Source organism: Cryobacterium arcticum (assembly GCF_001679725.1).
Taxonomy (GTDB): Bacteria; Actinomycetota; Actinomycetes; order Actinomycetales; family Microbacteriaceae; genus Cryobacterium; species Cryobacterium arcticum_A.
Genome location: NZ_CP016282.1, coordinates 1,537,165 through 1,558,462 on the forward strand (window position 1 = coordinate 1,537,165; position 21,298 = coordinate 1,558,462).

Here is a 21,298-nt window from a genome sequence, read left to right on the forward strand (position 1 = left end):
AACCGGTGTCGGCCGACCGGTCTCTGTATCCGGCCGGTCCATTCGAACCGACCACACGCGCAGGATGGCGGGCGGGCGTACTCTCGGGGCATGAAACGTGCGCTTGCGTTCGCTCTGGTCGTCGCTCAGATACTGCTGCTCGCCGGGCTGCTGGTATTGCCGCACGGCACGCTGTGGCCCGTGAACGGCTTTGTCATCGCCACGTCGATTGCCCTCGTGGCGATCGGTGTGACGCTGGCCGTGCAGGGATCCACCTCTCTCGGCCCGGCGATGACCGCCAGCCCGATTCCGCGCGACAACGCTCCGCTCGCTACGACCGGGGTGTACGGGGTGGTGCGCAACCCGATCTACACCGGGCTCATGACGGCCGGCCTCGGGTTGACCGTGATCGGGTCATCCGCCCTGCACGTGGTGGTGTGGCTCGCCCTGATCGGGCTGTTCTCCGGAAAGGCCCGGTGGGAGGAGCGGATGCTCGTGACCGAGCATCCGGATTACTCCGAATACGCGGCCAGAGTCGGCCGGTTTCTGCCCGGCGTGGGCCGAATTCGGTGAGCCGGGTAAGGATTCGGGCGGCAAAACCGTTACCCCCACCATGACGACACCGCTTTCCATTCTCGACCTTGCCCCCATCGCTCCCGGCCAGACCATTCGGGAGAGCTTCGCGGCCAGTGTCGCGCTCGCCCAGACCGCCGAGAAGAACGGGTACGAGCGGGTCTGGTACGCAGAGCACCACAACATGCCCACCATCGCGTCCTCCGCGACGAGCGTGCTGATCGGGCATGTGGCCTCGCAGACGTCCACCATTCGCCTGGGCTCCGGCGGCGTCATGCTGCCCAACCACTCGCCGCTGACCATCGCCGAGCAGTACGGCACCCTCGCGGAGCTCTACCCCGGTCGTATCGACCTGGGCCTGGGCCGCGCGCCCGGCAGCGACCAGACCACGGCGCGGGCCATGCGCCGCGACCCGCGCGCGTCCGACCAGTTCCCGCAGGACGTGATGGAGCTGGGCGCTTACCTCCGCGACGAATCGATCATCCCGGGCGTGCGCGCCGTGCCGGGCGCGGGAACCAACGTGCCCCTGTACATCCTCGGCTCGTCCCTCTTCGGCGCCGGCCTGGCCGCGGCGCTCGGCCTGCCCTACGCTTTCGCGTCGCACTTCGCCCCCGACTCGCTCTTCGAGGCCATCGCCACCTACCGCCGCGATTTCACGCCGTCGGCTCAGCTGGCCGAGCCCTACCTGATGGTGGCCGCCAACGTGATCGCGGCCGACGATGCGGCGGATGCGACCGAGCAGTTCACGCTCATGCGCCGCTCCCGGGTGCGCAGCATGATCTCCCGCGGACCGGCGACGCCGGACTACTCCGACGAGCAGATCGACGCGTTCCTCACCACCACGGAAGGACGCCGCCTCGCCGACATGATGCGCTACTCCGCCGTGGGCACCCCCGCCGATGTGCGGACGTTCCTCGACGACCTCGTCGCATCCACCGGGGCCGACGAACTCATCCTGGCCCACGCCTCGCAGCAGATCGGTGACCGGCTGCGCTCCGTCGAGCTGACCGCAGGGGCCATGGCCGGCGCCCTGGCCTGAGGCGCCGCAGGCGGGGTACGACCGGCACGGCAGAGTCGGTAAAGTGCAAGGCATGACCCCGGATGCCCTCGTCGAGTTCTGCCTGAGCCTGCCGCAGGCCACCGAGACGTTCCCGTTCGGCGAGGAGACCAGCGTCTTCAAGACCAGCGGCAACGGCAAGATCTTCGCCCTCAGTGCCCTGGACGGGGAGCCTTTCTCGGTGTCGCTCAAGTGCGACCCCGAGGAGGGCCGGGCGCTGCGGGAGGAGTTCCCCGCGCACATCATCCCGGGCTACCACCTGAACAAGAAGCACTGGATCACCATCGTTCTCGACGGCTTCGTGCCCGACGAACTCGTGGAGAACCTGCTGCGCGACAGTCACGCGCTGGTGCGCCCGAAGGTGCCGCGGGCGCCCCGGGGGAGTGCCGGCTAGTCACCGCCTGGTCGGTTGGGTGGTCCTAGGACGCGTCGAGCGCCTCGCCGGTGGGGTCGACCGCATCCGCGTCGACCAGCGGCATGCCGCCCAGCGGCACGCCGGCCCACGACAGCAGCGTCCAGCCCTCGTCCGGGGAGCCGGACAGCTCGACAACGCCGGTGTTGTCCAGGTCGTGCAGCCCTGCGAACATCGGCGGCACGTTGGTGGCCCGGGCGGCGGCCCAGACCCGGATCGCCGCACCGTGGCTGAACACCGCCGCCGTCGCCCCGCTCGCCGCGGCCACGGCGATGTCGGCGTCGAACCGGGCGAAGAAGGCATGGCCATCCGTGCCGCCCGGCATCCCCACATCGAGGTTGCCGGCGCCCCAGGCGAACACGGTCTCCATATAGGTGCGGATGGAAGCATGGTCGCTGCGCCGTTCGAGGGTGCCGGCCTCGATCTCGTGCAGGCCATCGGCCACCTGGATGTCGAGGCCACGGTCGACGGCGAGCGGGCGGGCCGTGAGCTGGGTGCGATGCAGCGTGGACGCGAAAATGGTGTCGATCGAGTCGAACCGGAGGGCGTCGGGAATGACGGCGGCCTGACGCTCACCGAGCTCGGTGAGGCCCGGGCCCGGGTGAGCGGTGTCGAGCTGCCCGAGCACATTGGCAGGAGTCTGGCCGTGACGGATCAGGAGAAGTCGCATGGTCCATCCAGCATAGGCACCGCGTCTCCGCAGGAACAGTCGGTGGGCCCGAGCGTCTGCTGAGTGCAGTCCTGCCGGCGGATGCCCCGTTGCCGCTGCGCCGCGGTGCCGCCGAGTTGCCGCACAAGACCCTCTCCGGGCTCCCGAGGGGGGCACTATGCGGCACGTCGACGCATTCGGGCGAGCCCACGCCGACTTGCGGATACCCCATGGGGTATAGCAGGATGGAGTCATGACTCAGAATCGGTACATCATCGTCGGGGGCGTCGCCGGGGGAATGTCGGCCGCCACCCGCCTTCGTCGGCTCGACGAGAACGCCCGGATCACGGTGTTCGAACGCGGCGGCCACGTCTCGTTCGCCAACTGCGGCCTGCCGTACTACCTCGGCGGTGTCATCGAGGAGCGCTCCAGCCTGCTGCTGCAGACGCCGGACTCGCTCAGCGCCCGATTCAACCTCGACGTGCGCGTGCGCACCGAAGTGATCGGCATCGACAGCGCGGCCAAGACCGTCACGGTGCGCGAGCTCGGCACCGGCCGGGAGTCCACCGAGGCCTACGACGCGCTGGTGCTCTCACCCGGCGCCTCGCCCGTGCGCCCTCCGCTGCCCGGTGGCGAGCGGATGCTCACCCTGCGCGACATCGATGACGTCGACGCCGCCATGCGCGCCCTCGAGGTGGCGCCCCAGAGCGCCCTCGTGATCGGCGCCGGTTTCATCGGACTCGAGATGGTGGAGAACCTCGTGCACCGTGGCCTCGAGGTCACCCTCGTCGAGCTCGGCGACCAGGTGCTGCCGCCGCTCGACCCCGAGATGGCCGGCCCCGTCGCCGAGCGGCTCCGGGCCGCCGGCGTCAGCGTGCGCCTGGGCACCCAGGTAGCCGAAATCGGCGAGGACACCGCCACCCTCAGCGACGGCAGCGTCGTCGCGGCCGACTTCGTGCTGGCCGCCATCGGGGTGCGGCCCGACACCGCCCTCGCCAAGGCCGCCGGCCTCACCATCGGCGAACGCGGCGGCATCGCGGTGGACGACCAGCTGCGCACCAGCGCCCCCGACATCTACGCCATCGGCGACGCCGTCGAGAAGACCGACGCGATCTCCGGCGAGCAGCGCCTCGTGGCCCTCGCCGGCCTGGCCAACCGCCACGGCCGCCTGGTCGCCGACGTCATCACCGGCAAGACCATCCGGGTGCGCCCGGCCCTCGGCACCGCCGTGGTGGGCATGATGGGCCTCACCATCGCCGCCACCGGCTGGAACGAGAAGCTGCTGCGTGCGCGGGGCCGCGCCATCCGGGTGTTCCACACGCATCCCGCCTCGCACACCGGCTACTACCCAGGCGCAGAGTCGATGGCGCTCAAGCTCGTCGTCGACGCCGAGACCGACGCCATCCTCGGCGCCCAGGGTGTGGGCGGCGACGGCGTGGACAAGCGCATCGACGTGATCGCGACGGCCATGGCCGGCGGCATCACGGCATCCGAACTCGCCGATCTCGAACTGGCCTACGCGCCGCAGTTCTCCTCGGCCAAAGACCCGGTGAACATGCTCGGTTATGTGGCCCTGAACGCCGCGGAGGGCCTGACCCCGTCGGTGCAGTGGCACGAACTCGAGGCCGCCCGCGCGGCCGGCGCCACGCTGGTGGATGTGCGCACGGCGGGGGAGTATGCGGAGGCCGCCATCCCCGGCTCGGTCAACATCCCGCTCGACGACATCCGCGCCCGCCAGGCCGAGCTGCCCGATGGGCGCCTGATCGTGCACTGCAAGGTGGGCCAGCGCGGCCACACCGCCGTGCGGCTGCTCGCCCAGCTGGGCCGCGACGCCGTCAACCTCGACGGCGGCTACCTCACCTGGGCCGCCGGCACGGATGCGGCGCAGAGCGACCGCGACCGCGCCGCCGCAGCGCTGATCTCGGCCTGAGCGCCCGGCCCGTTCGACAGTTCACCCCACCCCGACAGAATCACGTCAAGGAGACAGTCATGTGCAGTGCAGTCCGATGCAACACCTGCGGCAAGATCACCTGGGCCGGCTGCGGCGAGCACGTCGCCAGCGTGATGGCCGATGTGCCGCCCGCCCAGCGGTGCACCTGCCCCTAGCGCCGCATCCACCTGCCGCATAGTTCCCCTTCCCTGCTCTTCAAGGGGCACTTGGCGGCAACTCGGCGAGGGGCGCGTCAGTGACTTGCGGCGGATGCACCCTTCCGGGCCCTCGAACGGGCACTTTGCCGCAACTCGGCGAGGCGCGCGCCCCGGGCGGCGCCCCGGTGGCTTGCCCGCTGAGGCCCCTTCAGCGCGCTGCACAGCACCGACGTGCAGGTGGGCGTCTGGCGGGCGGGCGGTCAGCCCGCGGGGGACCAGCGCACCGGCACCCGCAGCTTGGCCGGCTCGTCGTCGCCGGGGGCGCCGATCTGCTCGATCAGGCGCTGCATGGCCAGGCGGCCCAACTCCTCGCCGTCGACCTCGATCGACGGGGCTCCGCGCAGTCCGAGCGCCGCCACGACACCCTCGTCGGCGCTCACGACCACGTCGCCGGGCACGGAGAGGCCGCGGGCGTTGAGCCCGAAGATCAGGCCGAGCGAGATCGAGGCGGCGTAGGAGATCACGGCGGTGGCCCCCGAAGCGACGACCGCCTCGGTGGCCTGCACGCCGGAGGCCACCGTGGCCGGGTACGGGCCGAGCACGGTGAGAGCGCAGTGGCCGGCTGCCGCATCCTGCACCGCCGTGATGCGCTGGGCGTTCTGCCAGGAGCGGTCGGGGCCGCCGACGAAGGCGATCGAGGTGTGCCCGCGGTCGATGAAACCGCGGGCCAGCTCGCCGAATGCCGTTGCGGTGTCGGCGGAGACCGAAGGAAGGCCGTCGATCTCGCGGTCGATCAGCACGCTCGGGATGCCTGTCGCGGCGGCGGTGACTACGTCGTCGTCGCCGCGCGGGGCGGCGATGAGGAAACCGTCGACCTGGCGGGACAGGGTCTCGAGGGCGGCGATGTCGGTGGGGGAGTCCAGTCCGTGCACCGCGATGGTCAGGTGCAGGCCGGAGGCCGCAGCCTGTTCTTGCGCCCCGCGAATGATCGGGGTGAAGAAGCTGTTCTCCAGGGTCGGCACCACGATGGCAACGAGGCCGGTGCGGCCGCCGGCCAGCGCCTGGGCGGTGCGGTTGGGCACAAAACCCAACTCGCGCGCCGAGTCGAGCACCCGTGCCACCGTCGCCGGCGACACCAGTGAGGGCTTGCTCAGCGCACGGGATGCCGTGGCCTTGGAGACTCCCGCGTGCTGCGCGACGTGGTCCAGAGTTGCCACTTACGACCGACCTTTCTGGGGGTGGGCGACCGCGCAAGGTTTACGTGGTCGTAACATTGGCGGCCCAAATGGGGGTGCCGACTGCCTTAGGTTGGAATGAAACCGGTTGCACAACCGGTTTCATTCCCCCCAAGTATGCCGAAGGTTATCTCTGTATGTCTCGAAAACCAGCACTTCTGCTGATACCGGGCCTGGTGTTCATTTTGTTCGGTTTTGCGATCCCCTCGGCAATCATGCTGCTCGCGCCGCCGTCCACCGACACCCTTGACGTTTTCGCCCGATTGGGGCGGATGCTGACCGACCCGTATGACCTGGCGATCATCTGGCGCACGGTGCGCATCGGGCTCATCGTCACGGTCGCCTGCGTCGTGCTCGGTTTCCCGATCGCGTACCTCCTGGCCAGGTCCACCTCCCGGTTCGCCGGCATGTGGCTGGCACTGGCGATCTTCCCGCTGCTGCTCAGCAACGTCGTGCGCACCTTCGGCTGGCTCGTGATCCTCGGCAGCCAGGGCGCCTTCGGGCAGCTTCTCGTGGTGCTCGGCATCACCGACCAGCCGCCGCAGTTGCTCTACACCGAGCTCGCCATCGTGCTCGGCCTCATCCAGCTGTTCCTGCCGCTGGCCGTCATCTCCTGCTACTCGGCGGTGGCCCAGGTCGACGCCGGCCTCGACCACGCCGCCCGCGGCCTGGGGGCCACCAAGTCCCAGACCCTCTGGCAGATCGTCATCCCGCTGTCCCGCCCGGGCATCCTCATCGCCGGCACCCTGGTCTTCGCCGGCGCGACCACGGCGTACACCACGCCCTACCTGCTCGGCGGGTCCAGCCAGCGGATGCTGTCCACCCAGCTGTTCTCCTACGCCAGCGTCAGCGTCGACTGGGCCGCGGCATCCGCAACGGCCCTCATCATGACCGTGCTGGTCTTCCTTGTCTCAGGCCTGTCGTCGCTGGTCTCCCGCAAGGCGGGGGTGACCGCATGAGAGGTCGTCCGATCCTCGGCTCCCTGGCGGTGCTCGGCTACATCATCATGATCGTGCCGATCCTGTTCGTCGTCTCCACGGCGTTCACCGCCGGCGACGCCTTGACCTTCCCACCGCAGGGGCTCTCGCTGCGCTGGTTCGGGGAGGCGCTGGCCTACCAGCCCTTCCTCGGCGCGCTGCTGTCGAGCCTGCAGCTGGCCGTGGTCTCCACCGCGCTCGCACTGCTGCTTGGCGTGCCCGTCACCCTCGCCATCCAACGCGGCAAGATCCCGGGCAAGTCCCTCGTCGAGGGGCTCTTCCTCTCGCCGCTGGTCGTCCCCGAACTCGTCGTCGGCCTGGCGCTCTACCAGCAGATCATGATCGGCCTGCACCAGACCTCGTTCGTGGCGCTGCTCGTGGGACACACTGTGCTCCTGCTCCCGTATGCGGTGCGGGTCACCGGCGCCTCCCTCGCCCTCGCCGACCCGGCGATCGAGGAGGCCGCCAGGGGGCTGGGCGCCTCACCGCTGCGCACCTTCTTCTCGGTGACGCTGCCGCTGCTGCGACCGGGCATCTTCTCGGCCGGCCTGCTCAGCTTCGTCACCTCGTTCAACAACGTGCCGCTCTCGCTGCTGTTGCAGAGCCGCCAGTTCCGCACCCTGCCCGTCACGATGCTCGACTACGTGCAGCAGTCCTATGACCCGATGATCGCGGCCATGTCCACCCTCATCCTCGCCGGCACCGTCGTCATCGCGATCGTGGCCGAGAAAACACTCGGATTCGCCAAGATCTTCGGAGGTATCAACAAATGACCAGTGCAGCCGAATTCACCGGGGTCACCCAGTCCTACGGCGACACCGTCGCCGTCGAGAACCTCAACCTGCAGATCGCGGAGGGCAAGCTCACCACGCTGCTCGGCCCCAGCGGCTGCGGCAAGACCACCACCCTGCGGATGCTGGCCGGGTACATCACCCCGAGCGCCGGCACCATCACCATCAACGGCGCCGACGCCACCCGGCTGCCCCCGGAGAAGCGCAACCTCGGCATGGTCTTCCAGTCCTACGCGCTCTTCCCGCACCTCACCGTGGCGGAGAACGTGGGCTTCGGGCTCAAGCTGCGCAAGGTCCCCGCGGCCCAGCGCCGCACACAGGTGCTGGCCAACCTCGACCTCGTGGGCCTCGCCCACCTGGCCGACCGCAAGCCCAAGGCCCTCTCCGGCGGCCAGCAGCAGCGGGTGGCCCTGGCCCGGGCCATCGCCATCAGCCCGTCGCTGCTGCTGCTCGACGAGCCGCTGTCCAACCTCGACGCCCGGCTCCGGGTGCAGATGCGCAGCGAGATCCGCCGCATCCAGTCCGAGACCGGCCTCACCGTCGTGCTCGTCACGCACGACCAGGAGGAAGCCCTGGAGATGAGCGACGTCATGGTCGTGATGCGCGCCGGTAAGGTCATGCAGACCGGAGCACCGGCCACCGTGTTCTCGGCGCCGGCCAACCGGTTCGTGGCCGACTTCCTCGGCTACGAGAACTTCCTGACCCAGCCGGACGGCACCCTGCTCACCGTGCGGCCCGAGCACCTGCTGGTGGGCCGCCCCGACGCCGCACCGGTGGGCGGGCTCAACCTGCCCGCCCGCGTGGTCGACTCCGTCTACCGCGGCGTCGACAACATCGTCACGCTGCGGGCAACGGATGCCGCGGGCGGCGACGTCCACCTCATCTCCACCACCCGCCGTGACACCCTCACGAGCGACCGGGACGGGGTGCGCCCCGGCGACCTCGTGCTGGCCCAGGCCCGCGACCACGAAATCGTGCACCTGGCCGCCTGACCCGAGCCGGCTCACCCTCTCACCTCATCCCCGCACCACAGCTCCCCGTCACCCACCCAAAGGAATCCCCATGTCCCACGCATCCCCTCGCCGGCGCACCGCGGTTCTCGGTCTCGCCTTCGTCGCCACGGCCGCCCTGCTGGCCGGTTGCTCCGCCACGCCCGCTCCCACTGCCACTCTCGAGCCGGGCGAGACTGCCAGCGGCACCATCGTGGTGAGCACCTTCCCGTTCGGCGTCGAAGAGTTCCAGAAGGCCGTCGTCGACCCGTTCGAAGCGGCCACCGGCATCACCGTCGAACTCGACACGGGCAGCAACGCCGACCGCCTGTCCAAGCTCGAACTCAACGGTGACAGCTCCGGCATCGACGTCATGCTCATCTCCGACTACTACGCCGCCCTCGGCCAGTCCAAGGACCTCTTCGCCGAGGTCGACGAAGACGAGGTGCCCAACCTCGCCGAGATCAGCGACTTCGCCAAGGAAGACCAGTACGACGGCCCGGCCTACAGCTACCAGCTGAACGGCACGCTGTACCGCACCGACCAGATGACTGCCGCCCAGGCCGCCGACTGGAATACCTTCGGCGACCCCGAGTACAAGGGCAAGATCGCCATGCCCGACATCTCCGTCACCGCCGGCCAGCTCACGGTCTCCGGCATCGCGGATGTCTTCGGCTCCGACCCCTACGACGTCGACGAGGCCTTCAGCACCCTGGCGTCCTGGAACGACAACGTGCTGCAGTACTACACGTCCTCGACCGAGGTCTCCAGCCTGCTCAGCCAGGGTGAGATCGCCGCCGCGCCGGCGCTGAGCGGCTTCGCGACCAGCCTCGTCGCCTCCGGCGCCCCGATCGCCTGGACCGCACCCACCGAGGGCACCTTCATGGCCACCAACCGGGCCATGATCCCCGTCGGCGCGCCGAACACCCCCGCCGCCAACGCGTTCATCGATTACCTCCTGTCGGTCGAGGCTCAGACCTCCTCCGCGGCCATCGTCGGCGACCTGCCCGTCAACCCGGGCGCCACGGTTCCGACCGAGCTCACCGCGATCGCCGGAGAGGCCGCGACCGACCCGATCGGCGCCGGCTACAGCACCCTCGACATCGACACCATCGTGAAGAACCGCACCGACTGGGTTGACCGGTTCGCCCGCGAGGTCTCCTCGAAGTAGCCCGAGCGCGGCATCCCCAGCCGCGGCGGCCGCCCGATTCCCCCCCTCGGGCGGTCGCCGCCTCACCCCTACCTATTCAGCCAACACCCGTGAAAGCCATGACGCTCATCGACACCCCCTCCACTGCCAGTTACCTAGACCGCATGCCCAAGACCGACCTGCACTGCCACCTCATCGGGACCGTGCGGGCGTCCACCTTCGGCGAGCTGGCCCGCCGGGAGAAGCTCGAGCTGCCCGACAGCGCCGAGGCGATCTTTCGCGACATCAACTCCCTCCCGCCGGACCCGGCGCTCTACGCCGACACCCGCATCCCGGTGCCGATGGGCCGCAGCGCGGACGAACCCGACACCTCCTACTCGCTGTTCAAGGCATCCGAATGGGTCGTGTCGGTGCTGCGCAGCGCCGAGGACCTCACCCGCATCACCTACGAGGCGTTCGAGAGTGCTCACCAGAGCGGCACCCGGCACCTCGAGTTGTTCTTCGACCACCTGCCGCCGCACCTGGAGCCACTCGGCTACCGCGGCGCGGTCGAGGCCTATGCCGACGGCATCCGGATGGCCGAACGCGATTTCGGCATGACCGGCCGCATGATCGCCGGCATCGACCGCAGCAAGAGCGGCGAGCACGCCCTGCACCTGGTGCAGCAGATCGTGGACAACCCGCACGAGTACGTCGTGGGGATCGGCCTGGACAACCTCGAGACCGCCGGCCCGCCCGAACGGTTCGTCGATGCCTATGCCCTCGCCGGCGCGGCCGGGCTCAAGCGCACCGCGCACTCCTCGGAGCATGCGCCCATCGCGGCCAACACCATCACCTGCCTGGACCGCCTCGGCTGCGACCGCATCGACCACGGCTACTTCGTGCTCGAAGACGACGCCGTGGTGGAGCGGGTGCGCGCCGACCAGACGCCGTTCATCGTGGCGTTCACCACCTCGCGCCGGTCCTGGCGGCCGTGGCGTCAGGCATCCATCAAGGCCATGGTGGATGCGGGCCTCAATGTGATCCTCTCCTCCGACGACCCGGGCATGTTCCCCACCACGCTCGCCGCGGAGTACCGGATCGCCTCGACCGCGCTGCAGCTGGACAACACGACGCTGCGCGCGATGTCGCTGGCCGGCGTCGAGGCGTCCTGGCTGAGCGAGCCCGAGAAGATGCTCCTGCGGGAGAGCTTCGTGCGCGACTTCGACGCCCTCGACCAGGAGTCCGCCCACTAGCCTCGCGAGCTGAGACTCAAGCCCCGAAATCTTCCGGATTTCGGGGCTTTGCTCACGGTTGGCGGGATGAACGGTGCATCCGCGACACCTAAAATGAAATGGTGACGGATGCGACGAGGCACGGCCGTGCGCCGATCTCGCGCATCGTCGACGAGGGGTTGCTCATCGCGCTGTCCGCCGTGCGGATGGCGGTGAAAAACGACATCATCGTGGCCGGAATCGCCGAGCACGCCGACTACGACCTGGACAGGTTCGCCGACACCACCCGCCGGGAACTACTCGCCCTCGCCCGGGAGAACCAGGATTCCGCAGAGCGAGTGCGTCGCCAACGCAAACAGCTCACCTCGATGACCTGGCGGGTCGACCTCAGCCAGGACCAGCTCACCGACATCCGCCAGCTGAAGCTTCGCCGACGGGTGCACAAGCTGCTGGCGGCGGCTCTCACGGCCGTGGCCGACGACGAGGAGCACGTGTCGCGGATCGTACGCGACGCGCAGAACCTCGCCAGCGACGAGATCCAGGACGCGATGCACACCCGGCTGATGCGACTCTCGATCGATCCGCGCGACCCGGACTACCAGCGGCACCGCGCCGAACGCACCGAAATGTTCCTGCTCGTGGACCTCGCTCTGCTGAAGCTCCGGGCCGACGAAGCCGCGGGAAACGGGCCCAGCGACTACTAGCCCGGCCGAGTGCGGCCGGGCCGCACTACACAGCCTGACGCCCGCCGCCCGGAGCGCGGCGTTCGGGCGACTACGGTTGAGGAGGCCCTGAGCGGGTCGTCGAGAAAGGAACGTGCGCGAGTGAGTGACATTGCGGGTGAATTGGCGCGGGTGCGCGAAGCCTTCGACCGGCCCACCCTGCGTCTGCTCGACCGCAAGTGGGCACCGTTCGTGCTCGCGGTGTTCAAGGCCTCCTTCAGCCGCGACCGCCGCAGCGTGCAGGCCGACCGTCTGCACACCCAGGTGGACGCCTACCTGGCCGACCTCCGCTCCATCGGCAGTGAGGTGCCGGGCAAGAACGGTCGTGCGCTCTGCGTGCAGTGGATGAACGACCAGTGGCTCTACCGGGAGACCGGCGAGGACGACGAAGAGCAGTACTCGCTCACCTCGCACGCCCTCGAGGCCCTGCTCCTGGTCGACGGGCTCTCCCGTGACCGGGCGCTGATCAGCGAATCCCGCCTCACCACCATCGTCGACACCGTGCGCCACCGCGCCACCCAGGCCAACCCCGACCGCGACGAACGCATCCGCCGACTCGATCTGGAGATCGCTGAGAAGGCCGCCGAGCGGGACCGCCTGGCCGCCGGCGGCGAGATCGCCGCGGCATCGAACGACCAGATGCACGAGGGCTACGCCAACCTCATCGACCTGATCACCCAGCTGCCCAGCGACTTCAAGCGTGTCGAGGAATCCGTCGCCGGCATGCACCGGCAGATCGTCAACGACTTCCGCGCCGAGGAACGCCCGATCAGCGAGGTCCTCGACGAGTACCTGTCCAAGACGGATGCGCTGATGTCGTCGACCGCGGAGGGACGCGCCTTCGAGGGCGCCTTCGTGCTGCTGCGCAACGACGACCTGCTCTCCGAACTCAAGAACGACCTCGAGTCGATCCTGCTGCACCCGTTCGCGCTCGAACTGAGCGCCGCGGACCGGCGCAGCTTCATGGGCACCGTGAGCCTCATCCGCAAGGGCGTCGACGACGTGCTCACGCAGCGCAACGGCCTGACCACGACGCTGCGCGAGCACATCGTGAACCACGACGTGGTCAAGGACCGCGAACTGGAGCGGCTGCTGCGCGAGATCAACAAGGAACTCGCCGTGTGGATGCAGACCGCCGGCCCGCGGTCAACGGTGACCGCCGAACTCATGCCGGGCACCCTCGAACTCGAGCACCTGCGCGAACGCTTCTACGACCCCGGCGCGCACAAGGCGCCCCCGCCCCTCGAGGACGTGTCGGCGTTCGCTCCCGAACCGCCGAGCCTCGACGCCATGCGCACCCAGGGCGGCCCGCTGCTCGAGGAGCTGCGCGACGCCATGGTGACCGCGTTCACCGACCGAGGTGCCGCATCCGTGGGCGACGCCTTCAACAGCCTGGAGCCGGCCATGCGCCGGCCGGTCGAGATCCTGGGGCTGATGCAGATCGCCACCCAGGTAGACGCCGTGCGGCACACCGATGCCGCGGATGCGCTGACCGAGGACTTCGAAACCGTGCGTCCCGACGGCACCCGGCGCACCTTCCGGGTTCCCCGGATCACGCTCACCGATGACGCCACCGCGGCCCTGGCCGCCCTGAACTATGGACCTGATCATGACTGACGACGTGACCGACGTGACCGAGCCGACCGAGCAGGACGACACGGCCGAGCCGACGGGGGACCGCACTGCGGAATCCCCGGCCGACGAGGACGGCTCCGAGAGCTTCTCGCTCTTCGAGGGCGACGAGGGCGGCCTCACGGTGGAGCAGCGCCGCACCCTCGTGCTGCTGCTCAAGCACCGCTACATCTCCGCCGCGCTGCAGCCTGCCGAATGGCGCACCCTGCTCGCCTCCCAGTCCCTGCTCAAGTCGCGGCTGAACGACCTGTTCCTCGACCTGCACGTGGACCTGCACTACGAGGTGGCCTTCAAACGCCAGGCCGTGGGGGAGGGCGGCGACAGGTTCCCGACCCTGCTGCACGACGTGGCGTACACCCGCGAGGAGACCATCCTGCTGGTGCTGCTGCGCCAGCGCTTCCGCAGTGAACGCGCCAGCGGCGTCGACATCGTCATCGTCGACCGGGAGAACCTGGTCGACAACGTGGCGCACTTCCGGCCCGAGCACGCCACGGACCGGTTCGGCGACGCCCGCCGGGCCGCCGCCGCCGTTGACAGCCTGGCCAAGGCCCGGGTGCTGCTGAAGACCAGCGACCCCGACCGCTTCCGCATCTCGGCCGTGATCGAGGTGCTGCTGCCCATCGAACGGCTCGGCGAACTGTGGGAATGGTTGGTCGAACAGAACGGCAGGGAACTGCCCGCCGCCGGCACGGCCCACGCTGACGAGCTCGAAACGGACACCATCGAGGCCTTCGAGCCCGCCGCATCCGCTTCCTCCGCTGCCTCCGGCGAATCTGCCGAACCCACCGAATCCGCCGCTGCCGACCCCGACCTGGAGGCCGTCTCATGACCGATTCCCCGCTCTTCCACATGGACGGAGCCACCGAGGGAACCACCCAGTGGCGCGCCGAGTCCTTCCAGATGGTCAACTGGGGTGGCTTCCAGGGCCACCACACCGTCGACTTCGCCGCATCGGCCACCCTGGTCTCCGGCGCGTCCGGAACCGGAAAGTCCAGCCTGCTCGACGCCTACCTGGCCTTGATGATGCCCTCGGACACCCCCTTCAACGGCGCCTCCAACGACGCCGGTTCCGGCCGGGCCCGCAGCGTCGACCAGCGCAACCTGATGACGTACCTGCGCGGCAAGACCGACTCCACGCGAGAGGCCGACACCGGCCAAATGCACGACCAGGTTCTCCGCGGCGCCGACGAAGCCACCTGGGGCGCCGTGGCGATGACCTTCATCGACGACAACAAGCGCCGCTTCACCGTGCTGCGGGCCTACTTCGTGCCGCGCGGCGCCACGAAGTTCGCCGACGTCACCATGAAGATGGCCACCCGCGACGGCCGGCTCGACCTGCGCGACCTCGCCGACGTGACCGAGGCCCGCTTCGACAAGCGTGCCCTGAAGAACCGGTTCAGCGACCTCGACGTGTTCGACACCTACGCCGCGTTCTCCCAGACCCTGTACACGCGGCTCGGCATCGGCGCCAACGGCGAAGGCGGCAAGGCCCTGCGCCTGCTCGCCCGCATCCAGGCCGGCCAGCAGGTGAAGACCGTCGACGGTCTCTACAAGTCCATGGTGCTCGAAGAGCCCGCCACCTACGCCGCGGCCGACAAGGCCGTCGACCACTTCGAAGACCTGGAGCGTTCCTACGGCGCCATGGTCACCGAGGCGCAGAAGGCCAAGGTGCTCGAGCGCCTGCCCGAGCTGCACCGGGACTACGAGTCCGCCACCGAGAAGGCCGACCTGATCGACCGGTTCGGGGTGCACCGCGAGGGCGACACCCCGTTCGTGCTCTGGCAGCTGCTCACCGAGCACGGCCTGCTCGACGCCGCCGCCGACACCAACCGCGCCCGCCGGCGCGAGAACCAGGCCGCCTTCAGCGCCGCCCGGGATGCCGAAACCGAGCTGAAGGGCCGGGTCGCCGACCTGCAGCACCAGCAGCGCGACAACGGCGGCGACGTCCTCGCCGGCCTGCAGAACGAACTCGACGTGCTCACCGCCCGCCGCGACGACGTCGCCGCCGAACGCGCCCGGTTCGGCGACCGGATCAGCCTGGTCGACGCGACCATCGATTCGGCCGACGACTTCGCCGCCGCCCAGCTGCGCGCCGAGGAGTTCGTGGCCGGCTTCGCCGCGACCGAGCAGGAGCTCGACCTCGAACGGGTGGGCCTGCAGCGCACCGCGTACCCGATCGAAGAGAAGATCCGCACCCTCAAGCAGGAGCACGGCTTCCTCACCGGCCGCGCCAGTCTGGTGCCGCAGCACCTGCACAACGCCCGCCTGATGATCGCCGAGGCCGCGGGCATCCCCGCCGACGAGCTGCCGTTCGTGGCCGAGCTCATCGACATCGCGCCCGGGGAAGACGCCTGGCGCCAGGCCGCCGAGGTCACCCTCTCATCGGTCGTGCGGGTGCTGCTCGTCGACGAGACCCGACTGCGCGCGCTCGGTGAGGCCATCGACCCGCTGCACATCCCGGTGCGCATCCACTTCGAGGGTGTCGCCCTGCACCCGCACCAGGAGGTGCGACCCGACCCGCGGTACGTCTCCGGCAAGCTCGTCTTCAAGGACTCGCCGTTCAGCCGCTGGGTGCAGGACCGCGTGCAGGCTCCCGCCATCGACGCGCTCTGCGTGGCCGGACCGGCCGAGCTGGCCGGGGACGGTTCCCGGGTCACTCAGAGCGGGCAGATCCGCAACGGCAAGCGCGGCGCGCACGGCTGGAACAAGGACCAGCGTTCCATCATCGGCTTCTCCAGCGGGGTGCGCCTGGCCGAGATCACCGACGAACTGGCCGCGCTCAAGGCGCGTGCCGACGACCTGGCCCAGCAGGCCTCCACCATGGCGGGCCGCATCATGACGCTCCGCCGGTTGAAGGATGCCCATCAGCACCTGATCGACACCGTCTGGGCGACCATCGACGTGGCCGGGGCCCAGGCCCGGATCGGCGCCAAGGAAGCCGAGCGGGAACGCCTGCTCGCCGGCAGCGATGTCTTGCGCGGGTTGCAGGACGAGGAGGCGCGCCTGTCGAGCGAGCTGGAGGACACCCAGAAGCGCAAGCACGAGACCGAGCGGGCGGCCGCCGAACTCGGCGACGAGCACGCCGCGATCGTGGACCGCCAGGACATCGTCAACGTGCGGCTCGAGCGCATCCAGGCCGACGAGACCGTCACCCTGACCGACGAGCACTCCGCCCACCTGGACGCGCAGTTCGCGGCAGTGGGCGACAGCGCCGACCTCGCCAGCTTCGCCGGCGGGGTGAAGCGGCTGCGCGAGCGTCTCACCGAGCAGTCGAGCCAGGACCGCGAGACCGCCCGCAACGCCAGGGACACCCTGATCGGGATCTTCGAGACCTTCCAGAGCCGGTGGCCCGACCCGAACATCGGCGTGGGGATGGAGTCGTACTCCAGCTACAACGACATTCTCGACGCCGTGTACACGCTGGGCCTCTACGAGCGCCGGCAGGAGTGGAAGCGTCGCCTCTCCGCGTGGAGCGGCCAGGACCTGGTGCCGCTCGTCGGCGCGTTCACCACATCGATCGAGGAGATCGAGGACCGCCTGCGGCCCATCAACGAGATCCTCAGGACCCTGCCGTTCGGCGCCGGTCGGGACCGTCTGCAGATTTCCCTGCGCCGTCTGCACCGCGACGACGCCACGGCGTTCCGTAAGGAACTCAAGCTGCTCTCGTCCGGGTCGACCGAGGAATTCACCGACGAACAGACCGAGAGCCGGTTCACCCGGCTGCAGGCGTTCATGAACCTGATCCGCCGGCCAGACGACCTCGACGGCGCAGCTGCGGGGCGCGCGGGCGGCCGTTCGGCGATGAAGGGCGAGTCCGACCGCGACCTGCTGTTGGACGTGCGCCGGCACGTGGAGATCACCGCGGTGCGCACCACCCCGGACGGCGTCGAAGTGAGCACGTACTCCTCCCTCGGCGGCAAGAGCGGCGGCGAATCGCAGGAACTAGTGGCCTTCGTGGTCGGCGCCGCCCTGCGGTTCCAGCTCGGCGACGAGAGCCGCACCCGGCCGAGGTTCGCGCCCGTATTCCTCGACGAGGGGTTCGTGAAGTCCGACTCCGAGTTCGCCGGCCGGGCCGTCGCAGCGTGGAAGGGCCTCGGGTTCCAGCTGATCGTGGGGTCTCCGCTCGACAAGGTCACCGCGCTCGAGCCGTACATGGACCTGGTGCTCTCGATGACGAAGAACAGCGCCACCGGCTTCTCCTACATCACCCCGCTGATGACGCCCGAGTCGATGTCGCCCGAGCCGACCCAGGCCCCGGCCCAGTCGCGAGAGGCGGAACCGGCGCTCGGCTGAGGCGCCGCTCTGGCCGGGCGGGGCAATCCGGCTTACGCTGGCCCGATGGTGTCCGTGCACGATCTGCGACTGCCCGATGGGCGGGTGCTCAGGGTGCACGACAGCGCCGAGAGCCCCGGCGGCGACGCGGCCCGGCCCCGGCTCACGGTGCTGTGGCACCACGGTTCGCCGCAGACCGGAGCGCTGCTCGCTCCGCTGCTGACGGCTGCCGCCCAGCGGGACATCCGCCTGGTCTCGTACGGCCGGCCTAGCTACGGAGGGTCGATGCCCAGGCCCGGCCGCTCGGTTGCCTCCGCGGCGACGGATGTGGCGGCCATCGCCGACACCCTCGGCCTCGACCGGTTCGCGGTGATGGGCGCCTCGGGCGGCGGCCCGCACGCCCTGGCCTGCGCGGCACTGCTGCCCGACCGTGTGATCGGCGCCGCCTGCCTGGCCTCGCTCGCTCCCATCGACGCCGAGGACCTGGATTTCTTCGCCGGGATGGCGTCGGACGGCGCGCTGCGGTCGGCGCTGGCCGGCCGCGCCGCCCGTGAACACTACGAGGCCACAGCCGAGTTCGACCCGGCTAGCTTCGTGGAACGCGACTACGCCACGCTGGCCGGGGACTGGGCCTCATTGGGCGACGACGTGGGGGAGGCGTCGGCGGCAGGCCCGGACGGCCTCATCGACGACGACCTGGCGTTCGTGACGCCCTGGGGCTTCGACCCGGCCGCTGTAATGGTGCCCGTGCTGATCGTGCAGGGGGGCCGGGACCGGGTGGTTCCGCCCGCTCACGGAGCGTGGCTGGCCCGCACCTGCACCCAGGCCGAATTCTGGGAGTACCCGGACGACGGCCACATCTCGATCCTCGACGAGTGCCCTGCCGTTCTGGACTGGCTGCTGGCTCACTCCTGAGCTCCTGGGTGCCAAGATGGGACCACTATGGAGATGCGACTGGAATTGGTGCCGTTGCCGGCGAGTGACGTTGACCGCAGCCTGGCGTTCTACGTCGACCAGATGGGGTTTCACCTCGATCACGATGTGTCACCCGGCAACGGGATGCGCGTGGTGCAGCTGACACCACCCGGATCGGCCTGCTCCATCGTGATCGGGGTGGGCATCAGCGCTCCCGATGCCGCGCCGGTGCTGAACCTGCACCTCGTTGTGGACGATCTCGACGCCGTTCGCGCGACCCTGCTGCACAACGATGTGGACGTCTCGACGGTCAGTGACATGGGCGGCGTCCGCTACGCGTACTTCAGCGACCCGCACGGCAACAGCTGGGCACTGCAGCAGATCTCAGCCACGACATTCTGACCCACTGGGCACTGACCCACGGAGTAAAAAAAGTTTGACACGGTGTCTGCTTCGGCATACATTGTTGATGTCAATAATTCTTTACTCTTAGACGGGCGGCCCACGTGGCACACGAAGAGAAACGCGCCTGGATCATGGCTGGCGTCACGATCCTGGCGTACGGCATCTACCTGGGTCTGTTGCTCGGGGGCACCCGGACGGGACCCCTCACCGAGGTGCCGTACGCCGCACTCATGCTCTGGAGCATCGGTGGCGCCATTCTGGGCACCATCGTGCTCAATATCGGCGCGGGCCTGATCTCGCCCCGCGAGGCGACCGTGACCGACCAGCGTGACACCGAGATCCACCGGACCGGTCAGTACATCGGGCAGTCCTTCGTGATCCTCGGCGCCGTGCTGGCCCTGCTGTTCGCCCTGGCCGAGCTCGATCCGTTCTGGATCGCCAACGTGATCTACCTGGGCTTCGTGCTCTCGGCGGTCCTGGCCTCCGTGGCCCGGATCGTCGCGTACCGTCGCGGGTTCCAGTCATGGTGAAGGCCACCAGTATCACCAACAGCATCCGCGGGCTGCGATTCGAACACGGCGAGATGACCCAGGCCGACCTGGCCCGGCAGGTCGGCGTGACCCGGCAGACCATCATCGCCATCGAACAGGGCCGGTATTCGCCCTCGCTCGAGGTGGCGTTCCAGATCGCGCGGGTGTTCAATCGACCACTCGACGAGGTATTCCAGTACCCCGCCGGCCCCACGCCGCCCGCCAGCCCCGCACCGCCAACACCCGGAGGACGCTCATGAGAGCCATCGTGCAGGATCGTTACGGCTCGGCCGACGTGCTCCACCCCGCCCAGATCGACCGGCCCTCGCCCGGCGACGACGAGGTTCTCATCGCGGTGCGGGCCGCCAGTCTCAACATCGGCGACTGGCACATGATGACGGGGCTCCCCCTGCTGCTGCGCCTCGCCGCGGGGCGGCGCGGCCCGAAGAACCGGGTGCGGGGCATGGATGTCGCGGGTCGGGTCGAGGCCGTCGGCACCCAAGTCACCCGGTTCCAGCCCGGCGACGAGGTCTTCGGGGTCTGCGACGGGTCACTGGCCGAGTACGCCGTGGCCCGGGCCGGCACCCTCGAGCCCAAGCCGGCCGGCCTGAGCTTCGAACAGGCGGCCGCGGTGCCCGTCTCGGCCGTCACGGCCCTGCAGGGACTGGCTTCGGTGCGCGCGGCCGGCGCGGGGGAGCGGGTTCTCGTGATCGGCGCATCCGGCGCGGTCGGCGGCTTCGCCGTGCAGCTGGCGCACGCCTTCGACGCCCACGTCACGGGAGTCTGCAGCCCGGGCAAGGCCGACTACGTGCGCTCGCTCGGGGCAGACGTGATCGTGGACTACACGCGCGGGGACATCACCCGGTCGGGTGAGCGTTATGACCTCGTGCTCGACACTGCGGGCAACCGGTCGGTTTCGTCCCTGCGCCGGCTGCTCGCGCCACGTGGCACCCTGGTGATCGTGGGCGGCGAAGGCGGCGGCAGGCTCACCGGCGGGTTCGAACGGGCCCTCCGGGCGCTCATCCTCTCGCCCCTGGTGCCGCAGAAGCTCACCGGCCTCACGTCGGTCGTGCGGCATGGCGACCTGCACATCCTTGCGGGGCTACTCGAGAGCGGAGCGATCACCCCGGTGATCGACGGCGTCTACCCCCTCGCCGAGGCCGCCACCGCGATGCGCCGGCTCACGGATGGCAGCCCCCGCGGCAAGCTCGTGGTCACGATCTAGTCGGCGGCGGCGAGCAGCCCGGCGGCGCGGCGAAGGCTGTCGCTGGGGTCCGCGGCCCACCGGTCGAGCACCACCTGAGCGCGGCCCCTGGCCGCTCCGGTGAGGCCGGCGACGAGGGGGCGCACCACGTCGACCGCGAGAGGATCCACCAGGGCGGGCAGCCGGGCCTCGCGTAGGAACCCCTCGATGCGGGTGAGGTCGGAAGCACGCAGCATCCGCACATGGGTTTGCAGAAGCACGACGGCTGCGAGGCGTCTCTCGAACACGGGCAGGGCCCAGAGCTCGCTGCTCAGGGCCGTGATGTCGTCGTGGTCAAGGGCGGGGTAGCGCCGGCCGGCGTCGCGCACCGTGCCGCGGACCGCGCCGACGGATGCGCCGTAGAAGGCCAGGGTCCCGCCCAGGCGGGCCCGTTCGGCCTCCGCGCGTTCCCAGGAGCTCTCGCGTTGCAGGGTGGCGTCCACGAACTCGCCCGCTGCAGTCATG

At 69.7% G+C, this 21,298-nt stretch carries 21 protein-coding genes; 18 read left to right on the forward strand and 3 right to left on the reverse strand.

Features of this window, described 5'->3' with window-relative positions; all coding sequences use genetic code 11:
- Nucleotides 1-90: 90 nt before the first annotated feature.
- Genes PA27867_RS06810 through PA27867_RS06820 form a run of 3 tightly spaced genes read left to right on the forward strand, consistent with a single transcriptional unit; the run spans nt 91 to nt 2,003 of the window.
- Nucleotides 91-552, forward strand: a complete 462-nt coding sequence (locus tag PA27867_RS06810) for a methyltransferase family protein (protein ID WP_066594691.1) — start codon at nt 91-93, stop codon at nt 550-552.
- A 40-nt stretch (nt 553-592) separates the two neighbouring features.
- Nucleotides 593-1,591, forward strand: a complete 999-nt coding sequence (locus PA27867_RS06815) for an LLM class flavin-dependent oxidoreductase (RefSeq protein WP_066594692.1) — start codon at nt 593-595, stop codon at nt 1,589-1,591.
- Between the two features lie 52 nt (nt 1,592-1,643).
- A complete protein-coding gene (locus tag PA27867_RS06820) occupies nt 1,644-2,003 on the forward strand; it encodes an MmcQ/YjbR family DNA-binding protein (protein ID WP_066594696.1) in 360 nt (119 codons plus the stop codon).
- Nucleotides 2,004-2,028: 25 nt separating this feature from the next.
- On the opposite strand, the gene PA27867_RS06825 is transcribed toward PA27867_RS06820, so the two are convergent.
- A complete protein-coding gene (locus PA27867_RS06825) occupies nt 2,029-2,691 on the reverse strand; it encodes a histidine phosphatase family protein (protein WP_066594697.1) in 663 nt (220 codons plus the stop codon).
- 232 nt (nt 2,692-2,923) lie between these two features.
- Here PA27867_RS06825 and PA27867_RS06830 point away from each other — a divergent pair, with 232 nt between their 5' ends.
- Nucleotides 2,924-4,600, forward strand: coding sequence for an FAD-dependent oxidoreductase (locus tag PA27867_RS06830; RefSeq protein WP_066594699.1), 1,677 nt, complete (start codon nt 2,924-2,926; stop codon nt 4,598-4,600).
- A gap of 418 nt (nt 4,601-5,018) precedes the next feature.
- On the opposite strand, the gene PA27867_RS06835 is transcribed toward PA27867_RS06830, so the two are convergent.
- Nucleotides 5,019-5,975: a LacI family DNA-binding transcriptional regulator gene (locus PA27867_RS06835; RefSeq protein ID WP_066594701.1), complete on the reverse strand. Its 957-nt coding sequence runs from the start codon at nt 5,973-5,975 to the stop codon at nt 5,019-5,021.
- 155 nt (nt 5,976-6,130) lie between these two features.
- Here PA27867_RS06835 and PA27867_RS06840 point away from each other — a divergent pair, with 155 nt between their 5' ends.
- From PA27867_RS06840 to PA27867_RS06905, 14 genes are all read left to right on the forward strand, one after another.
- Nucleotides 6,131-6,952 (forward strand): ABC transporter permease, encoded by an 822-nt coding sequence (locus tag PA27867_RS06840; RefSeq protein WP_066594702.1) that lies wholly within the window; start codon nt 6,131-6,133, stop codon nt 6,950-6,952.
- Complete coding sequence (locus PA27867_RS06845; protein ID WP_066594703.1) at nt 6,949-7,743, forward strand: ABC transporter permease; 795 nt, start codon at nt 6,949-6,951, stop codon at nt 7,741-7,743. The genes PA27867_RS06840 and PA27867_RS06845 overlap by 4 nt, the downstream gene beginning before the upstream one ends.
- Nucleotides 7,740-8,753, forward strand: a complete 1,014-nt coding sequence (locus PA27867_RS06850) for an ABC transporter ATP-binding protein (protein WP_066594705.1) — start codon at nt 7,740-7,742, stop codon at nt 8,751-8,753. The genes PA27867_RS06845 and PA27867_RS06850 overlap by 4 nt, the downstream gene beginning before the upstream one ends.
- Before the next feature lie 70 nt (nt 8,754-8,823).
- Nucleotides 8,824-9,921 carry an ABC transporter substrate-binding protein gene (locus PA27867_RS06855; protein ID WP_066594707.1) on the forward strand — a complete coding sequence of 366 codons (1,098 nt, stop codon included), beginning with the start codon at nt 8,824-8,826 and terminating at the stop codon, nt 9,919-9,921.
- Between the two features lie 98 nt (nt 9,922-10,019).
- Nucleotides 10,020-11,135 (forward strand): adenosine deaminase family protein, encoded by a 1,116-nt coding sequence (locus tag PA27867_RS06860; RefSeq protein WP_236900861.1) that lies wholly within the window; start codon nt 10,020-10,022, stop codon nt 11,133-11,135.
- 98 nt (nt 11,136-11,233) lie between these two features.
- Nucleotides 11,234-11,818: a hypothetical protein gene (locus tag PA27867_RS06865; protein ID WP_066594709.1), complete on the forward strand. Its 585-nt coding sequence runs from the start codon at nt 11,234-11,236 to the stop codon at nt 11,816-11,818.
- A 120-nt stretch (nt 11,819-11,938) separates the two neighbouring features.
- Complete coding sequence (locus PA27867_RS06870; protein WP_066594710.1) at nt 11,939-13,453, forward strand: DUF3375 domain-containing protein; 1,515 nt, start codon at nt 11,939-11,941, stop codon at nt 13,451-13,453.
- Nucleotides 13,446-14,297, forward strand: coding sequence for a DUF4194 domain-containing protein (locus tag PA27867_RS06875; RefSeq protein WP_167550826.1), 852 nt, complete (start codon nt 13,446-13,448; stop codon nt 14,295-14,297). The genes PA27867_RS06870 and PA27867_RS06875 overlap by 8 nt, the downstream gene beginning before the upstream one ends.
- A complete protein-coding gene (locus tag PA27867_RS06880) occupies nt 14,294-17,761 on the forward strand; it encodes an ATP-binding protein (RefSeq protein WP_066594713.1) in 3,468 nt (1,155 codons plus the stop codon). The genes PA27867_RS06875 and PA27867_RS06880 overlap by 4 nt, the downstream gene beginning before the upstream one ends.
- Nucleotides 17,762-17,806: 45 nt before the next feature.
- Nucleotides 17,807-18,655: an alpha/beta fold hydrolase gene (locus PA27867_RS06885; RefSeq protein ID WP_066594722.1), complete on the forward strand. Its 849-nt coding sequence runs from the start codon at nt 17,807-17,809 to the stop codon at nt 18,653-18,655.
- Between the two features lie 33 nt (nt 18,656-18,688).
- Nucleotides 18,689-19,057: a VOC family protein gene (locus tag PA27867_RS06890; RefSeq protein WP_335582785.1), complete on the forward strand. Its 369-nt coding sequence runs from the start codon at nt 18,689-18,691 to the stop codon at nt 19,055-19,057.
- Nucleotides 19,058-19,191: 134 nt separating this feature from the next.
- Nucleotides 19,192-19,590 carry a hypothetical protein gene (locus PA27867_RS06895; RefSeq protein WP_066594727.1) on the forward strand — a complete coding sequence of 133 codons (399 nt, stop codon included), beginning with the start codon at nt 19,192-19,194 and terminating at the stop codon, nt 19,588-19,590.
- On the forward strand, nt 19,584-19,850 hold the full coding sequence (locus PA27867_RS06900) for a helix-turn-helix transcriptional regulator (RefSeq protein ID WP_066594729.1): 267 nt from the start codon (nt 19,584-19,586) through the stop codon (nt 19,848-19,850). Before PA27867_RS06895 ends, PA27867_RS06900 begins: the two co-directional genes overlap by 7 nt.
- A complete protein-coding gene (locus PA27867_RS06905; RefSeq protein WP_066594731.1) occupies nt 19,847-20,815 on the forward strand; it encodes an NAD(P)-dependent alcohol dehydrogenase in 969 nt (322 codons plus the stop codon). Before PA27867_RS06900 ends, PA27867_RS06905 begins: the two co-directional genes overlap by 4 nt.
- On the opposite strand, the gene PA27867_RS06910 is transcribed toward PA27867_RS06905, so the two are convergent.
- Nucleotides 20,812-21,297, reverse strand: coding sequence for a DNA alkylation repair protein (locus PA27867_RS06910; RefSeq protein ID WP_066594732.1), 486 nt, complete (start codon nt 21,295-21,297; stop codon nt 20,812-20,814). The genes PA27867_RS06905 and PA27867_RS06910 overlap by 4 nt on opposite strands.
- Between the last annotated feature and the right edge of the window lies 1 nt (nt 21,298).

Bases quoted from the DNA above. Each gene is read 5' to 3' on its own strand.
- PA27867_RS06810 (WP_066594691.1), top strand. From the start codon at position 91: ATGAAACGTGCGCTTGCGTTCGCTCTGGTCGTCGCTCAGATACTGCTG.
- PA27867_RS06815 (WP_066594692.1), top strand. From the start codon at position 593: ATGACGACACCGCTTTCCATTCTCGACCTTGCCCCCATCGCTCCCGGC.
- PA27867_RS06820 (WP_066594696.1), top strand. From the start codon at position 1,644: ATGACCCCGGATGCCCTCGTCGAGTTCTGCCTGAGCCTGCCGCAGGCC.
- PA27867_RS06825 (WP_066594697.1), bottom strand. From the start codon at position 2,691: ATGCGACTTCTCCTGATCCGTCACGGCCAGACTCCTGCCAATGTGCTC.
- PA27867_RS06830 (WP_066594699.1), top strand. From the start codon at position 2,924: ATGACTCAGAATCGGTACATCATCGTCGGGGGCGTCGCCGGGGGAATG.
- PA27867_RS06840 (WP_066594702.1), top strand. From the start codon at position 6,131: ATGTCTCGAAAACCAGCACTTCTGCTGATACCGGGCCTGGTGTTCATT.
- PA27867_RS06845 (WP_066594703.1), top strand. From the start codon at position 6,949: ATGAGAGGTCGTCCGATCCTCGGCTCCCTGGCGGTGCTCGGCTACATC.
- PA27867_RS06850 (WP_066594705.1), top strand. From the start codon at position 7,740: ATGACCAGTGCAGCCGAATTCACCGGGGTCACCCAGTCCTACGGCGAC.
- PA27867_RS06855 (WP_066594707.1), top strand. From the start codon at position 8,824: ATGTCCCACGCATCCCCTCGCCGGCGCACCGCGGTTCTCGGTCTCGCC.
- PA27867_RS06860 (WP_236900861.1), top strand. From the start codon at position 10,020: ATGACGCTCATCGACACCCCCTCCACTGCCAGTTACCTAGACCGCATG.
- PA27867_RS06865 (WP_066594709.1), top strand. From the start codon at position 11,234: ATGGTGACGGATGCGACGAGGCACGGCCGTGCGCCGATCTCGCGCATC.
- PA27867_RS06875 (WP_167550826.1), top strand. From the start codon at position 13,446: ATGACTGACGACGTGACCGACGTGACCGAGCCGACCGAGCAGGACGAC.
- PA27867_RS06880 (WP_066594713.1), top strand. From the start codon at position 14,294: ATGACCGATTCCCCGCTCTTCCACATGGACGGAGCCACCGAGGGAACC.
- PA27867_RS06885 (WP_066594722.1), top strand. From the start codon at position 17,807: ATGGTGTCCGTGCACGATCTGCGACTGCCCGATGGGCGGGTGCTCAGG.
- PA27867_RS06890 (WP_335582785.1), top strand. From the start codon at position 18,689: ATGCGACTGGAATTGGTGCCGTTGCCGGCGAGTGACGTTGACCGCAGC.
- PA27867_RS06895 (WP_066594727.1), top strand. From the start codon at position 19,192: ATGGCTGGCGTCACGATCCTGGCGTACGGCATCTACCTGGGTCTGTTG.
- PA27867_RS06900 (WP_066594729.1), top strand. From the start codon at position 19,584: ATGGTGAAGGCCACCAGTATCACCAACAGCATCCGCGGGCTGCGATTC.
- PA27867_RS06905 (WP_066594731.1), top strand. From the start codon at position 19,847: ATGAGAGCCATCGTGCAGGATCGTTACGGCTCGGCCGACGTGCTCCAC.
- PA27867_RS06910 (WP_066594732.1), bottom strand. From the start codon at position 21,297: ATGACTGCAGCGGGCGAGTTCGTGGACGCCACCCTGCAACGCGAGAGC.